General features: G+C 54.1%; 15 protein-coding genes. 4 read left to right on the top strand and 11 right to left on the bottom strand.

Features of this window, described 5'->3' with window-relative positions:
- The first annotated feature begins 80 nt into the window (after positions 1-80).
- Together J2X72_RS01705 and J2X72_RS01700 are read left to right on the top strand one after the other, a co-directional pair.
- Positions 81-887 (top strand): transglutaminase family protein, encoded by an 807-nt coding sequence (locus J2X72_RS01705; RefSeq protein WP_310067743.1) that lies wholly within the window; start codon positions 81-83, stop codon positions 885-887.
- 77 nt (positions 888-964) lie between these two features.
- The gene (locus J2X72_RS01700) at positions 965-1,207 is read left to right on the top strand and encodes a DUF768 domain-containing protein (RefSeq protein WP_209999087.1); all 243 of its coding nucleotides are present in this window, start codon (positions 965-967) and stop codon (positions 1,205-1,207) included.
- A gap of 4 nt (positions 1,208-1,211) precedes the next feature.
- On the opposite strand, the gene J2X72_RS01695 is transcribed toward J2X72_RS01700, so the two are convergent.
- From J2X72_RS01695 to J2X72_RS01680, 4 genes are all read right to left on the bottom strand, one after another.
- Positions 1,212-4,457 carry an error-prone DNA polymerase gene (locus J2X72_RS01695; protein ID WP_310067740.1) on the bottom strand — a complete coding sequence of 1,082 codons (3,246 nt, stop codon included), beginning with the start codon at positions 4,455-4,457 and terminating at the stop codon, positions 1,212-1,214.
- Positions 4,457-6,013, bottom strand: coding sequence for a DNA polymerase Y family protein (locus tag J2X72_RS01690; RefSeq protein ID WP_310067737.1), 1,557 nt, complete (start codon positions 6,011-6,013; stop codon positions 4,457-4,459). The genes J2X72_RS01695 and J2X72_RS01690 overlap by 1 nt, the downstream gene beginning before the upstream one ends.
- Positions 5,916-6,701, bottom strand: a complete 786-nt coding sequence (locus J2X72_RS01685) for a hypothetical protein (RefSeq protein ID WP_310067734.1) — start codon at positions 6,699-6,701, stop codon at positions 5,916-5,918. Before J2X72_RS01685 ends, J2X72_RS01690 begins: the two co-directional genes overlap by 98 nt.
- Positions 6,702-6,794: 93 nt before the next feature.
- Complete coding sequence (locus J2X72_RS01680) at positions 6,795-7,223, bottom strand: Lrp/AsnC family transcriptional regulator (protein ID WP_209999090.1); 429 nt, start codon at positions 7,221-7,223, stop codon at positions 6,795-6,797.
- A 120-nt stretch (positions 7,224-7,343) separates the two neighbouring features.
- Between J2X72_RS01680 and J2X72_RS01675 the strand changes: the two genes are divergently transcribed.
- On the top strand, positions 7,344-8,447 hold the full coding sequence (locus tag J2X72_RS01675) for a saccharopine dehydrogenase family protein (RefSeq protein WP_310067732.1): 1,104 nt from the start codon (positions 7,344-7,346) through the stop codon (positions 8,445-8,447).
- A 59-nt stretch (positions 8,448-8,506) separates the two neighbouring features.
- Here the strand turns inward: J2X72_RS01675 and J2X72_RS01670 are convergent, their stop codons facing one another.
- From J2X72_RS01670 to J2X72_RS01660, 3 genes are all read right to left on the bottom strand, one after another.
- Complete coding sequence (locus tag J2X72_RS01670) at positions 8,507-9,757, bottom strand: aminopeptidase (RefSeq protein WP_310067729.1); 1,251 nt, start codon at positions 9,755-9,757, stop codon at positions 8,507-8,509.
- 141 nt (positions 9,758-9,898) lie between these two features.
- On the bottom strand, positions 9,899-10,747 hold the full coding sequence (locus J2X72_RS01665; RefSeq protein ID WP_310067726.1) for an SDR family NAD(P)-dependent oxidoreductase: 849 nt from the start codon (positions 10,745-10,747) through the stop codon (positions 9,899-9,901).
- Between the two features lie 72 nt (positions 10,748-10,819).
- A complete protein-coding gene (locus J2X72_RS01660) occupies positions 10,820-11,242 on the bottom strand; it encodes a hypothetical protein (protein ID WP_209999095.1) in 423 nt (140 codons plus the stop codon).
- 253 nt (positions 11,243-11,495) lie between these two features.
- Between J2X72_RS01660 and J2X72_RS01655 the strand changes: the two genes are divergently transcribed.
- Entirely contained in the window at positions 11,496-11,786 is a 291-nt protein-coding gene (locus tag J2X72_RS01655) for a DUF6074 family protein (protein ID WP_310067721.1), read from the top strand.
- A 64-nt stretch (positions 11,787-11,850) separates the two neighbouring features.
- Here the strand turns inward: J2X72_RS01655 and J2X72_RS01650 are convergent, their stop codons facing one another.
- The 4 genes from J2X72_RS01650 to J2X72_RS01635 form a co-directional block, all read right to left on the bottom strand.
- A complete protein-coding gene (locus tag J2X72_RS01650) occupies positions 11,851-12,168 on the bottom strand; it encodes a PepSY domain-containing protein (protein ID WP_209999097.1) in 318 nt (105 codons plus the stop codon).
- Positions 12,169-12,285: 117 nt separating this feature from the next.
- Complete coding sequence (locus J2X72_RS01645; RefSeq protein ID WP_310067719.1) at positions 12,286-13,254, bottom strand: hypothetical protein; 969 nt, start codon at positions 13,252-13,254, stop codon at positions 12,286-12,288.
- 224 nt (positions 13,255-13,478) lie between these two features.
- A complete protein-coding gene (locus tag J2X72_RS01640) occupies positions 13,479-14,405 on the bottom strand; it encodes a Gfo/Idh/MocA family oxidoreductase (protein WP_310067718.1) in 927 nt (308 codons plus the stop codon).
- 105 nt (positions 14,406-14,510) lie between these two features.
- Positions 14,511-15,848, bottom strand: a complete 1,338-nt coding sequence (locus tag J2X72_RS01635; protein ID WP_310067716.1) for an HlyD family type I secretion periplasmic adaptor subunit — start codon at positions 15,846-15,848, stop codon at positions 14,511-14,513.
- Between the last annotated feature and the right edge of the window lie 33 nt (positions 15,849-15,881).

Here is a 15,881-nt window from a genome sequence, read left to right as displayed (position 1 = left end):
TCGGGCCGGTTGCTTTTTGTGCGAGAGTCTGTCGTGCTGTTTTTTATTGAAATCAGGTTTTTCGTCTAAAGGAACAGCTTATGAGGATCAATGTGGGGTGTGAACTGACGTTCGAGTTTACGCAGGAAACGCCTCTGATTGCCATTTTGAACGTGCATCATTCGCGTTTTGCCGATCTGGAGGGCATCGAGACGTTCCAAACTACATTTGGCTCCAGTGTCCACGGCTATCACGATCAGTTCGGCAATTGGTGTAATCGCATTCTCGCTGCGCCGGGCACATTTTTTTGCTCGACAAATGCCATCGTCAAGGACAGCGGCCTGCCAGATCCCGTAGTTCTCGATGCTGTTCAACACCGGGTGCAGGATCTTCCAGACGAAACGCTGGTCTATCTTATGGGCAGCCGTTATTGCGAGACCGATTTGTTGAGCGAGGAAGCGTGGCGCCTGTTCGGCCACGTACCCGAAGGCTGGCAACGCGTTCAGGCAGTGTGCGATTTCGTGCACAACCACATTGTGTTTGGTTACGAGCATTCGAACCCCACTCGCACGGCGGCCGCGGGATATTTCGAAGGCCGCGGTGTTTGTCGTGACTTCACGCATCTTGCAGTTGCCTTTTCCCGCTGCCTGAACATTCCGACGCGCTATTGCACTGGTTATATCACCGATATCGGCATACCATTGCCGCATGCGGAAATGGACTTTTGTGCATGGATGGAGGTTTACCTCGGCGGTCAGTGGCACGCTTTTGATCCTCGGAACAACCGACCGCGAATAGGACGGATCAAGGTGGCGCATGGGCGCGACGCTGCCGATGTACCCCTGACGAATATATTCGGTCCCAATGTCCTGACGAAATTCAAGGTTTGGGCCGGCGAAGCTGTTTAATCGCGTGTTTTTCGCAACCTTCTGGGTCTTAGGCAGTTTTGTCCGAGAAACGTTGGCAATGCCAAGGAGGAAAATGTATGAGCCAAAGAGCGATCGATTTCGTTAATAATTGGATCGACAAGAATGTCGACGCCAACAAACCGGCGGATATGGCACATCACGATCGTCGGCCAAAACAACTTGCTGCAAAATGTGCTGCAGATGCAGAGGCAGCCGGTATTTCCGAATCGGAGATCAAGGATGGTCTGGGTGACCTGGAAATTTGCATGATAACTGCGATAGACCGGGCAGCATTGGCAAAGGAGAGCAAGCAGGCTTGAGCGGTCAGTGAAAATCTCTCGATTTTGGCAAAATGCGCACCTTGCGTGGATGACTGGCCCGTGGTCGATCCGGGACTGGATGGATTACTTCGTCGCTGTGAGACACAGGTATGACGGTTCTTTGCTCGGAGAGGCGGTATAGATCTCCGGTACGATCAAACAGCTTTCGGGCAACAATGTGCACGACATTATCGGCGCTTTGAACCATCCCTTCGATCAGGATAAGACGTGATCCCATGATTTCCTTGCGATATTTTTCCAGCAATTTTGCCCAGACAACGATATTGGCTATGCCAGTTTCATCCTCGATTGTCATAAAGACGACCTTGCCATTGCCTGGCCTTTGCCGAACAGTAATCACGCCGGCAAGTTTGACTCGTCGATTGTTGCTCAGACTGTTTGCCTGCTTGCATGTTACAATGTTTTCCGTAGTCAACATTTCACGCAAGAACTGCATTGGATGACCTTTGAGCGAAAGCCGTGTCGATTCATAGTCGGCAATAACGTGTTCGGACATTTTCATATGCGGTAGCCTGGTTTCAGCTTCCCTTGCCAATTCATTCGTTTCAGCAGCCTGGAAGAGTGGCAGGGTTTCACTGTTGGGGAAACGACGGACCGCCCAGAGTGCTTCCCGGCGATCAATTTCCAGCGAACGAAACGCATCGGCATCAGCGAGGAGAACAAAGGCTCGTCTTTCAAGCCGCGTTAGGCGGCGCAGTTCTTCGATATCATGATAGTGGCGCTTTCGTTTTGTGCATATTTCTTCCGCCCAGGCTTTCGAAAAGCCTTCGACCTGTCGAAAGCCTAGACGCAAGGCAAGATTATTCTCGTCGATGCGTTCCAGCCTGTTGTCCCATTCGCTGAAGTTGATATCGACAGAACGGACCTCGACGCCATGCTCACGTGCATCGCGGATGATTTGGGCAGGGGCATAAAAACCCATCGGTTGTGAGTTCAAAAGTGCAGCCGCAAATGTCGCCGGATGATGGCATTTGATCCAGGAGGAAATATAGACGAGGATTGCAAAACTCGCCGCGTGGCTTTCCGGAAAACCATACTCACCAAAGCCCTTGATCTGGTTGAAGCAGTTTTCGGCAAAGCTCCGCTCATAACCACGGCGAACCATACCCTCCACCATTTTCCCTTCCATTTCGCTGATTGTGCCGACATTGCGGAATGTGGCCATGGAACGGCGCAATTTATTGGCTTCGTCGGGGGTGAATTTTGCTGCCTCGATGGCAATGCGCATGGCTTGTTCCTGGAATAGAGGTACGCCAAGGGTCCTGCCGAGAACATTTTTCAGTTCGTCCTCGTCACCATGTTCAGGGGACGGAGACGGATAGTGGACCTCCTCTATTTCATTGCGCCGACGCAGATAGGGATGAACCATATCGCCCTGGATTGGACCGGGACGAACGATGGCAACCTCGATCACCAGATCATAGAATTTTCTTGGTTTAAGACGCGGCAGCATGTTCATTTGTGCGCGGCTTTCCACCTGAAAAACGCCGAGGGAATCGGCATTGCAGAGCATGTCGTAAACCGCGGGGTCCTCTTGGGGAATGGTTGCGAGTTCGTAACGGTTGCCCCCATGCAGATGAATGAGATCAAAAGCCTTGCGGATGCATGTCAGCATACCAAGTGACAGCACATCCACCTTCATGATGTTGAGTTCGTCGATGTCATCCTTATCCCATTCTATGAATGTACGGTCTTTCATGGCCGCAGGACCAACAGGGACGGTTTCGTCCAAACGCTCCTTCGTCAGTACAAATCCGCCCACATGCTGGGAAAGGTGGCGTGGAAAACCGATCAATTCGGTCGCGAGCCGGACAGCGCGCCGTATCATGACATTATCGGGATCCAGACCGGCGTGCCGGACCTCGTTCTTCTCAACCGCCGTACCCCAACTGCCCCAGACCATATTGGCCAGTGCAGCAGTAACGTCTTCGGTCAGTCCCAAAGCCTTGCCCACATCGCGGATAGCGCTGCGCGGGCGGTAACTGATGACAGTGGCCACGATGGCCGCACGATCGCGGCCATAACGATCATAGATCCATTGCATCACTTCTTCGCGGCGTTCATGCTCGAAATCAACATCGATATCCGGAGGCTCCTTCCGCTCCGCAGAGAGGAACCGTTCGAACAAGACATCCGTATGTTTTGGATCAACTGCTGTGATAGCAAGACAATAACAGACCGCAGAATTGGCAGCGGAGCCGCGGCCCTGGCAAAGAATATTCTTCGAGCGGGCATATTTGACGATGTCATAAACCGTGAGGAAATAGGGTGCATATTCAAGCCCTTCGATTATAGCCAGCTCTTTCCGCAAAATCGCACATATCTTATCCGGAATGCCTTCCGGATAGCGCTGTGCAGCACCTTTCCACGTTTCCTCGCATAGATATTGTTGCGGTGTCTTGCCCGGTGGCACCGGTTCGTCGGGATAGTCATATTTCAGCTGATCGAGCGAAAAACCGATCGGCTCAACGAAACGCTGCGTTTCCTGAAGTGCTAGAGAGAAATGCCGGAAAAGTCGCTGCATTTCATCAGGCGATTTCAAATGCCGTTCCGCATTCTTTTCCAGCTTGCGTCCGGCCGTATCGATCGTGAGATGTTCGCGAATACAAGTCAGCACATCCTGCAACGGCCGCCGCGCAGCGGTGTGATAGAGTACATTATTGATCGCCAGCAAGGGAACATTGGCCTCAGTTGCAATACGCGCCAGCTTTTCGCCGTATCGCCGGTCTGCACCCTGATGCGGCATTGCCAGGGCAAGCCAGACAGAGCCCGGTGCTGCAATCACAAGCTTTCTCAGGAATGCAGTTAAGATTTTATCTGCCCTTAACGGCGGAACGACAGCGATCTGAAAATCTTTTGCCCGAAAAAGAAAATCTTCGAAAAGGAGGTGGCACTCACCCTTGATTTTCGCCCGATCCTTGCCTTCGCTCAAAAGTCGGCAGAGCTGACCATAGGCTTTACGATCGCGTGGGTAGACGAGCAGATCTGGCGTGTCGTCAATAAAAACCAGCCTGCATCCGATAAAGAGGTTCAGTCGTATTCCCGCTTTTTCCCTGAGCTCATTATGAGCCTTATAGGCCCGTACCACACCTGCCAGTGTGTTGCAGTCAGCGATGCCTATACCATCGAGCCCGAGTATGGCTGCAGCCTGCACCAGTTCATGCGGTTGCGAGGCGCCTGCAAGAAAGGAAAAACTACTGGAAACTGCAAGTTCCGTATAAGGTGGCATCAGGCGAAAATCCCGTGCAGGAACCAGCGCGGTGTGGGATCGCCACGCTCGTACAAGCCTTCGCGAAACACCCAGAAACGACGGCCTCTATTGTCTTCGAGGCGGTAATAATCCCGCGTCAGCGCGCCTGCATGTTCGCGCCACCACTCGGGGGCGATGCGTTCCGGTCCTTCAGCCAAGGTGATAATATGTTGAACCCGGCGCCAGGTGAATCGTGCCGGGGCGGCATCAGGGACTTCAAACGTCGCATCAATTCGCTCGGGTGGCTGAAACAAACGGATCGGTCGCTCCGGAGGATTGCCCGGATTATGTTCCGGCGTCCGTTCAAACACCATGTCCTGTCTTGCAGAGGCTGCAGGTTCAAGTGAAACCGCGCGTTCGGGAATATGTGTGTCGACAGGCAGCGGGCGCAGCACACGGGAATTGCCAAGTCGGATGGAAAGCCGGTCGACAAGCGTGTTGATTTCCTCGGTTTCTTGTGCCCGGTCGTCGAGGCTTTTCTGGATCGCTTGGCTCTGATCCACACGTATAGCGGCAAGCCGGATAATATCAAAACCATAACCGGAATCGAGCGGATCGTTAAGTGTTGAAAGCCGCTCCTTCAAAAGTCGAAACATGGTTTTTGTTTCGGTCACGGGGCGTCCGGTCTGAATACTGATGCGGCGTACATTGCCATCGGCGCGAAAGAAGCTGGCTTCGATCTCGCGGGCTCCCTCGACTCTTTGTTGCAGACGACGGAAAAGTTCGTCGCTCAAGGACACAAGCACGTGTTCCACTGATTCCATAGCGATGAGCGGTTCTGCCATGCGCCTCTCAACCATGCAGACAGGAACGATACGGCGAGGGGTAATAGGCTCATCCTGACGACCGAACAATGCATCGAGTCGGTTAACAAGTTTTGCGCCAAAACGCGCCGTGAGTGCAGCTCGGGGCAAGACATCGATATCGCCAACGTTGCGTAATCCTGCCCGCTTGAGACCGGCGAGATGGTTTTCTTCGATATCGAGACTAATAAGCGGCAAGGCGTATAATCTGCGTGTCTCGTCATTCCGGTCGATGATTCCACCTGGCGAGTGTCGAGCAAGGGCACATGCTGCGGCGGGTTTGCTTGCAAGAGCTGTCCGGACCGTCATGCCATAGTGCTGAAGACGCTTATGAATATCTTCAATAAGGTGGCTTTCATCACCAAAAAGATGAATGCAGCCGGTCAGGTCTAGAATAAGGCCATGAGGCTCATCAAGTGCCACAAGCGGTGTGTAGCGGTCACACCAATCGGCCAGTTTTTCAAGCAGGACAGCATCCTTGCGCGGTGAAGCGAAAGCGATATCCAGCTTTTCAAATTGCGCGCGTGCATCTGTGAGAGCCATGCCCTTGTAGAGCCCCGCCTTGGCGGCCCTTTCATCGACAGCTGTCAGCCTCAAGGCATTGGCAAGTTTGTCCACGACGATCAGATGCTGATCAGTATGGGCGCGTTCCGGATTTTCGTGTTTGAGGCGGTCGGTAGGAAGGTGCGGAAACCATAGCGCCAGAAAACGGCTCGATCTGTCTGAAAACATGATCATCACTTTCCCATTGCAGGATCCAATGGCCTGTCATTCCCTGTCTGTTGCGTATGAGAGTGGCGTCGAAAACCGGATGTCCGGGTGCATTGGCGCCACTCGATTGCGAAGGTGCGGCACTGATCAACCAGCGGGTGACGGCGGCATTTTCGCTGGGGTATGCCCCCAATCGCAGAAGAAAGGCCGGCACATTGGTTTGTTGCGCCGTCAGCAGCAATTTGCGCGAGGCGGTCAGGTCCAGACACTTCGGGTTGCTCCACGGCGCGATGATGACGGCGCCCGTGCCACGAATACCGAGACTGTCCGAAGCAGCTTTCAAAACGTCCTGTGGTGAGGCGCATCGCACTATGATGAGGCGTTGCGGATCGAGTCCGATATTTTGCAAGCCGGGAGCATATGGGAAGCCATTTTCTTGCGCTGCAAAATCTTCTTCCAACCATAGAACGGGGCTTTGATGCGGAGATGCCCGCAGGACAAGGGCAATAGCGAAACCGGTTGCCGCACCTGCGTCGCCTGCTTCTTCTGCGAAGATTTCATGCACGGCACCACGCTGCATACCCTCGCGGAAGACGCGATCTATATTATTGTCGCCGAAGTCAAAGGCGGAGCGCTGCGCAGCACGCGCATCCCTCTCTCCAAGAGATGCGATGTCGCGTCTCAACGCCGCAAGATCGACGGTTGTCACTACGGTAGCCTTTCAATGTTCATGATATGTTCTATTATGGAATCCGATGACAGCAAGAGTCAAGCGGCATGTATCAGGTTGTAGGAGGCGCCATTATCGATCGATGCGGGTGGAGAGAATAATCGACGACATGGTGCGTTCGACACCTTCAAGAGCGCCGATTTCGTCGAGCAATTTGTCCAGTTCCTGTATCGAAGGTGCTTCAACGATAACGATCATATCGAATTGACCGCTAACAGAATGAAGCGTTCTGACCCAGGCGATTTTCCGCAAGGCAGCCTCAACCTTCACCGCCAATTTTGGCAAGGCAGTCACAAGCACATGCGCCCTCACCAGGTTTTGTTCATACTCAGGGGAAAGCTGAACGCTATATCCTCTTATCATACCGCGCTTTTCCAGCCGCTCGATGCGGCTTTGCACAGTGGTGCGTGATACGCGCAGCCTGCGGGCAAGCTCGGCAGTCGAGGCTCTCGCATTCTCGCGCAGCAATGAAAGCAGGGCATGATCGGCTTCTGACAGCATAATGACAAATCCAATCGGCATATCGATAAAATTATAACGTTGTTTCGTCAGTTTATAGACTTCATTTCGCCGAGCAATATGCGAAATTCATATAAAGTTTTTACATCCGAGGGGAATCACATGAAAGAGATCGTTGTCGTTGGAGCAGGGAAAATCGGTGGGACCATCGCCAATCTCCTGGCCGGTACGGGGGATTATCGCGTAACGGTCGTCGACCGGGCTCAAGCCCAGCTAGATGCCTTGGATATCTCGCCGCTCGTTGAAACCGCCTGCATCGAGATTGCTGAAGCCGGAGTACTTGAAAGCGCTCTTAATGGCAAATTTGCCGTACTCAGCGCAGCGCCGTTCCATCTGACCACGCGCATAGCTGAAGCGGCTGCCAAATCCGGCGTGCATTATCTCGATCTGACAGAAGACGTGGCCAGCACACGTATCGTCAAGCAATTGGCAATGACTGCAAAGACCGCCTTTATTCCCCAATGCGGCCTGGCTCCGGGTTTCATCTCGATCGTAGCCAACGATCTGGCCAAGCGCTTCGATACGCTGGAAAGCGTGCGCATGCGCGTTGGCGCATTGCCGCAATATCCTTCAAACGCACTGAACTACAATCTGACATGGAGCACGGACGGGGTTATCAACGAATATTGCGAGCCCTGTGAAGCGATCGTCGATGGCGAGCTCACGGAGGTGCCGCCGCTTGAAGAGCGCGAGGAATTCTCACTCGACGGAGTGACCTATGAGGCGTTCAATACGTCAGGCGGCCTTGGCACATTGTGCGAAACACTCCTCGGCAAGGTTCGCACGCTCAACTATCGCACCATTCGTTATCCGGGCCACGCGGCCATCATGAAGGCGCTGCTCAACGACCTTGGCCTGCGTGATCGCCGCGATGTGTTCAAGGATATTCTCGAAAACGCCTTGCCATCTACCTTGCAGGATGTCGTGGTGATTTTCGTTACGGTCAGTGGCCGCAAGAAGGGCCGTCTTCTTCAGGAAACATATGCCAACAAGGTCTATAGCGGCCATATAGGCTCGCAGCTTTATAGCGGGATCCAGATCACAACGGCGTCGGCCATTTGTGCCGTGCTTGACATGCTTGCCAACGGTGCCTTGCCGCAGCAGGGTTTTCTCAAGCAGGAAGATATCGCGCTTGACGCGTTTCTCGCCAATCGTTTCGGCAAGGCCTATGCGCAAGCGGAATCAGCTGGGCGGCTGGTTGCCTAACCTTAGCCAGAAACAAGAAGGCCACCTAGATGGCCTTTTTGTTATCATGTACTCAATGATCAGACCCATTCGCCCTTGCGCATCACCGGGATAGCCGAACCGTCCTTGTTGATGCCGTCTACGTCGATCTCGCCAGAACCGATCATCCAGTCGATGTGAATCAGGCTCTTGTTACCGCCACGCGCTGCAACTTCATCGGGCGTCAGCTCGCCACCATTGACGAAGCATTTCGAATAGCATTGGCCGAGCGCGATGTGGCTTGCAGCGTTTTCGTCGAAAAGCGTGTTGAAGAACAACAGGCCCGATGCTGAAATCGGGGAGGAGTTTGGAACAAGCGCCACTTCGCCGAGACGCCGGGCGCCCTCGTCAGTTCCAAGCACCTTGTTAAAGACTTCTTCGCCCCGCGTCGCCTTGGCTTCGACAATCCTGCCATCTTCGAAACGAACCTGGATATTTTCGATGAGCGTGCCCTGATGGGAAAGTGGCTTGGTGCTCGAAACGTGGCCATCGACCCGCAATGCGTGGGGTGTCGTGAAAACTTCCTCCGTGGGAATATTCGGATTGCAGGTAATGCCGTTCTTCGCAACAGAAGCGCCGCCGTGCCATTCATGTTCATCGGCGAGGCCAACAGTGAGGTCCGTGCCCGGTCCCTTGAAATGCAGTGCCGAGAAGGTGCGCTCGTTCAGCCATTTCGTGCGCTTATGCAAGGCCGCATTATGATCGCGCCAAGCGCTAACGGGATCATCCAGATCAACACGCGACGCCGCAAAAATTGCATCAGCGAGCATGGTGATAGCCACTTCAGGATCCTGATCGGGAAATACTTGCTTGGCCCAGGATGGATTCGGGTACGAAACGATGTTCCAGTTGACCTCGAAATTGGTGATTTTTTCCAACGCGGGCTGATAAGCCCGGGATTGCGCCCGGTTCGCGCGGGAGACCTTTTCCGGATCCTCCGAAGAGAGCAGCATCGGATTATCGCCGGCGACTGCAAGCCGCGCTGTATTGGCAGAAAAGGCTTTCGCCATGCCCTCAAACAGCCAGCCCGTTGCGCGGTCGAAACTTTCGTCTGGCGCGTGGCGATAGCGCATGAGAGTGGCTTCTTCGTCGCTGTATAGCGAGGTTACGAGACCCGCTCCTGCCCTGTAGGCATGTTCTGTGATCCGCCGCACCAGAGGCACTGCGGCAAGCGGGGCGGTGATCAGGAGATCTTGTCCAGGCTGTAACTGCAAGCCGATTTTGATGGCTACTTCCGCCAGGCGGTCGAGCTTGACGGGATCGACGGCAGGGATTTGGGGAGATGAGTTCATAACGAATCCAACCTGGTCATTGAAGGGTTTTCTCCAGCATAGAACCGTATCAGTCCCGGTATCAAGCGACCGATTTGGAAATTGCTCTTTCGTAATACTACGAGTCCGCAATATCCGAGGCTGCGTCCCAGAATCAGCGTGTCAGATATCCTGATTAAGAAAATCAGCGAATTCGCTCTGATACTCCGGATGCCAGCGCGACAAAGGTGGGCGATTCTTTATAATGTCGTTGGCTGCCCAGAGGATGCGGCGCTCATCGAGGCTGCGGGCTACATCATTATCTGGGCAGAGGATATAAAAATCACCGGCTGACACACGCTCCAGCATGAAATCGACAGTTTGTTCCGGTGTCCACGCCCCAGCTGGCTTCTCTGTGCGATCTCCTGCAGTCAAAGGCGTATAGACAAAACCCGGAATGAACAAATGAGCCGTTACGTGACCGCCCTTTTTGTTACGTAACTCATGCTGCAAGGCTTCAGTGAAGGTCTTCACACCCGATTTCGAGACATTGTAAGCAGGATCGCCAGGCGGAGTGGTTATGCCCTGTTTGGAGCCGGTATTGATGATGAGGCCGGGTTTGCCTTGCCGGATCATGTCCGGGCCAAACACCTGGCAGCCGCGGATTATACCGAACATATTAACGGCGATGATCTTGTCCCAGTGATCTGCATCGAAAACGCTGCTGCCAGGCTGGATGCCCGCATTGTTCATGAGGACGGCAACGCTGCCAAATCTATCCTTGACCGTCTGCTGCAGTTCGCGCAGATCTTCGACGTTGGTTACGTCTGTGGCAATAGCGATGACGTCATCGCCTGTGCTGGCGAGTTCAGAAACCGCCGCACAGGCCCGGTCGAGTTTTTCACCGGCAAGATCGGCAAGGGCAACCTTTAAACCCATGGCGGCGAAGCGCTTTGCAGCCGCAAGACCGATGCCGGATGCACCTCCTGTGACTACGGCTACCTGGGAAGGTGAAAAGGCAGGATGTGCCATGGAATTCGTCCTTTATCGTTACGTAGCGCTATCGCGGCCAGCTAACGGAATATGAGAACAGATACGTAACAATTAGCCAAAATTCGGAACACGCAAATAATGCGCAAGCGGCGCCACTTGTTCCTTCGAGTCGCGTAAGTCAGACTTTCGCTCAGCGATGGCATCCTTTTGCCGGCGCGCGTCAAGAATCTCCTTTTCGGAGCTTTCGCCCATACTGAGAGCCCTGAGCAAGACCATTCGCGCGCTGTCGGCAATACCCGAGCGATTTTCGTTGAGAGCAATGTCGAGAATGACCCTGCGGAAATCGGTCGGTCCAACAAGCGTTACGGCACGCTCGCGCCGCCCATTTTCGGCGTCGATAAGCGCGTATAGTTTGTCACGGAGATCAGCACCGACATTCTCGTACTGCGTGGAGAGATCCGGTGCCGCCTCGGCAAGCTTTTGCTTCTGCCGCTCGCGGTGCCGTCTTTGCCTCTCTGCATTACTGAGTGCCATGGGTTAATGCCGTAACGAATGCGAATCACTTTACACGAACCTGAATAAGCATGCGTGCCGTAGCGGGCAACATTGTGATTTCGTTACACACAATCTGTTCGCTGGCTTGTTACATAACTTGTTATGCAACCAATTATAGTTTTCCGCGCGGTACGACCGGGCCCACAGCTGAACACATTGTTAGGAACCTTCGTCTTATCGTTGGGCGAATCAATTGTAAGCGCGGCGTTGCCGAACTGGGAAGAGTATGAGTATGTTCGAAGCTGAATCCCCAATCCCATGCCAGATCATTGCGTTCCCACTGACCAAGCGTGTGGCGAAGATTCGCGACGTTGCGGCAAAACTCATGGAAAAGGCCACGGATCGGCAGGCTGAAGCCTATCGTAACCAGATTGCCGATACCCTATTTCGGCATCTTGAGCGCATTGGGGTTCATGAGGACGAACAGGATGAGCAGGTCGGAGCATTCTTCACTGCAGTCGAGTTGGAACTGTCGCGTCTATATGATCTCACTGAGGACTATGGCGATACATCAGCCTACTGAGCTACCGTCCCTCGACGGGGAAAGCCCGCCACTTTGCGGCGACGGGCCTCGTTAGCTTAAGCGCTTACTGTACGGAAAGGACATCACCGGTACGGCGATCCACGCTGACGCGCATGTCGTTGCCCCGGCGATCCATACCCTCAATGACGAACCTTGACCTCGTACGCCTTACGTCGTCGACATCACGAAGGCCTTCGCTTCTGGCGATACGCACCGCTTCGCGCTCACTGATATCCGAATAACGGCGATAATCCCGCTCCGGCCTCGGCTCTTGTAACCGGACACCGTCAGGGCCAATCTGAATGGACTGAGCAAAGGCCTGGGGAGCCGATGTTATGGCGATTAACGCCGTTGCTCCGGCGATAAGGATTTTTTTCAACATAACAGTCTTCCTTTTTTCAAATCAAATATCCCGCCCATTTGACAACGTTAACGTTCACCAAGGGGCGGGGTTCCAACTTTTCGGAAAATGCTGGATGGGCGTGGCTGCTAACCAGACTTATCTGCAGCGTTTCAAGCGGAAGCTGTCGCCGCTCTCGAGCGAATACCAGGTCAGGTTTCTTTTTGTCACATCCCGGAGTTCGAAGGCATAGCCATCGCTCAATTCTACCCGGTAGCTATTGCCGTTACGTTCGACATTCCGGATCGGTGTTCCGTCATAGGTTCTTGTGTTGAAATCCCAGAGTCGACCTCTGCAGCTACCGTCGATCTGATCCCACCTGCCGACGAAAGTCATCTCGGCTGCAGGTTTGATCGCTGGCTTGACGGCAGGCTTTGCCATGTTTGCGGCAACTTCGGCGGCTCTCTTAGCATCGAGGGCAGCGGCCGCCGCTTTTGCATCGGCGGCTTGCTTTTGCTTTGCATCGTCAGCGGTTTTTTGGTCCGCGCGCAGCTTTTCGATTCGAGCGTCAACCTTGGCAATATTATCGACACCAAGGACGTCGGCGCAGTCAAGAAGCGCCATGCGTTTGGAAACCAGGTCCTCAAGGCCGGCAGTGTCGGCGCTCGATTGCATGTCGCGGCAAGCGGCGGACCGCTTTTCGGCCTGCGCAGCCTTTTCCTCGGCCGCCTTCGCATCGGCGAATGTCTGTTTAATGGCCGCCAGGTGCTGTTTTGAGTCGTCAATCGTCGCTACGACACCATCGACGAATGTAGCGGCCGGCGCGCAGGCCGATTGATCGACTTTCAAATGTTCCGCTGCGGAACGATCGGCGTCCGCAATAATGTCCGTAGCTGCTTCGTTCCCATCCATTTCCTGGCGGAATTCCGCTTCTTGCGCGGCGGCATCGGCGAGGGGTTGAGTGGCAAATGGATGATCGGCAAAGCAATACTGATCAATGGCTTTTGCATACGCGCTCGCCTTCGTAAATTTAAGCGCCTGAATGGCATCCCGCGTCTTGTCATCAACGGCATATGCTGCGTTGGAAAAGGCGGCACATATGATGGCTGCGGCAACGAACTTCTTCATGGTTGCAATCCTTGCTCGACGCCTGTTCGGCAGGTACGAATTGAAATGCGCTAACCATGAAAATGTTCATGGATTGAACGACAAAATCCCGCTGAAATATGGTTTGATTTTGTTCGCGCTATGTGAGCGCCTCGACCGGACATGCGAAGCCTTCCGCATTTCCCATACACAAATCGGTTTCCGCAGGATCAGCTCGAACGGTATCGGGCAGATTGCGTCTGATGCTAATCGTGGAAGGGTGCAACAAAGACACGTTTGCCGAGCATGAAAGAGTCGGCGACATGCCGAAGCGGCGCTAGATCGACGTCGGATTCGCCATTTTTGATCAATTTGGCAAATTGCCGATAGAGAGCTGCGTACTCCGTCTCCGATGAAACTGGAACAATCGTCTCGTTGATCGTGAGCTTTGAACCGCCTTCGGCCAGCACCATCTTTCCTGCAGACGTTTCGGCAACAATGTCCCATGTCTGCTCTCCGATTTGCCGCCAATCGAATTCCGCGCGAACAGAAATATTGTCACTGTTCGTGAAATTAAGATTGGCTGCGATCGGCGCATGTCTATTTTCCGGAAACTCCAACGTCGCATTCCTCAGAAAAATGCTGGTCGGCAAGATATGCGTTATAATCGAAAGCGCATTTATGCCGGGATCGAAGACACCAAGACCGCCGGCTTGCCATATCCAATCCTGATTGGGATGCCAGTGGCGGACATCTTCTTTCCAGACAACGTGGACGCTCTGGATATCTGTTGAGGCCAAGAAAGACTTTGCAGCCTCAACGGCAGCGGCAGAACGCGAATGCCAGCTGGCGAAAAGTGAGACATCCTTCTCAATGGCAAGAGCTCCCAGGTCAGCGACCTCGCTCAGCGTCGCCCCAGGCGGCTTCTCAAGAAAGACGTGCTTGCCCGCACACATCGCTTTGTACGCAGCATCATAGCGGTACTGAGGGGGCATACACAGGGACACCGCGTCAATGAACGGGACGGCCTCAAGCATCGCCTCTATTGTCGTAAAATTCGGAATACCCTCGACCGCGCCGTTACGGCTCGCCGCAGCGACAAGCCGAAAATCGGGGTTGCCGGCGATCGACGGCAAGTGCTGATCGCGGGCAATTTTACCAACGCCGACAATTGCTAGGTTGATTGGTGGCATAGCGAATCCCCTTTTGGAGGGGTTTACCAATGGAATATGCCCTTAACAAGAGGCACCGGCGAAGGAAACCGAATCTCGCGAATGTCGCTTGTATCCTCAGTATCGCTACTGCTCACGGAAGGCTCGGCTGAACTGATCTGCGAGCGGCTTGGACAGGAAGGACATTGCCGTACGCTGTTCCGTCGAAACAAAGACTTCTACGGGCATACCCGGCAAAAGCTTGCTGTCGCCGAGCTTTTCGAGCTCTTCCGATGGCACGATGACGTCGGCCAGGTAATAGACCTGGCCGGTCGAGGGATCACTGCTGGTCGCCGCAGAAACATAGGCGATACGGCCATGCAGTTCCGGCGTGGTACGCTGGTTGAAGGCCGAAAAGCGCAATTTTGCCGGTTGTCCAACGAAAACCTGGTCAATGTCGGTCGGTGACAGTTTCGCTTCTATCTTCAACGCGGCATCTGCGGGGACAAGTGTGACAAGCTTCTCCGCCGGGGTGATTACGCCACCGATGGTGTGGACGGAGAGTTCGTTGACTGTGCCCGAGAGCGGTGCGCGGATATCGGCGCGGGCGAGCCGGTCTTCGATCGCCACCCGGCGTTCCCTGAGTTCGGAGAGCTTTGGCTCGATTGCGCTAAGTTCACGCTGAGCTTCTGTGCGTGCCGTTTCATCAATGGCGATGATCTGCAGCTGAATTTCGCTCATGCGGGCTTTGGCGCGTGCAATGTTTGCTTCAACTTCGCCGCGCTCTCCCATCAGCTTGGCCATTTCGCGGTCTATGACATATTTGCGTGAGGTTTCGATAAGGCGCTTGTCCGTCAAGCCCTTGATCTTGCCATGTTCGGTCTTGACCAGCGCAATCTCGTCAATCTTGGCATCGCGCTGCGATTCAAGCCCCCTGATTTCCTCGCCAAGCTGATCGATCCCAAGGACCAGCTGTTCCTTTTGGCTTTTCCGGTTCTGGCGATTGCCCTCGAACATGCGATTTTCGCCAAAGAAGACATGGGGAAAATCCTCGATGCGCGAAGTGAGCTCCGGCGACATCATGATGGAGTCGAGACTATCGCGCTCGGCCATTAGACGAGCCTGTTTCGCCATCAGTTCGACCAGCTGGGTGCGAACAATCGAAAGTTCCGCGCGCGTTTCGGCGTCATCCAGCCGCAGCATGACCTGTCCCTTCGTGACAAAGTCACCTTCCCTGACCGCGATCTCGCTGATGATGCCGCCATCGCGGTGCTGGATCGACTTCAGGTTCTGATCGACCTTGACCATGCCTGGTGCGATGATCGCCCCCGTCAGCTGTGCGGTTGCTGCCCAGCCGCCCGCTCCGACGAAAAGCATCAGTCCGAGCGTAACACCCGCGATGACCCGAGGCCCCACGGGGAAACTGTTTCCCGGATCGATCTGAGGTCCCAGGCCCAGGTCTTTTTGTTTTTGTCGCCCAAACATGTCTCACTCCCACGCGTCACAACGACGTCTTTA

This window comes from Phyllobacterium sp. 1468, from assembly GCF_031455525.1.
GTDB lineage: Bacteria > Pseudomonadota > Alphaproteobacteria > Rhizobiales > Rhizobiaceae > Phyllobacterium.
Note: the sequence above shows the minus strand (reverse complement) of the source record. Positions and strands in the feature narration are given on the sequence as shown.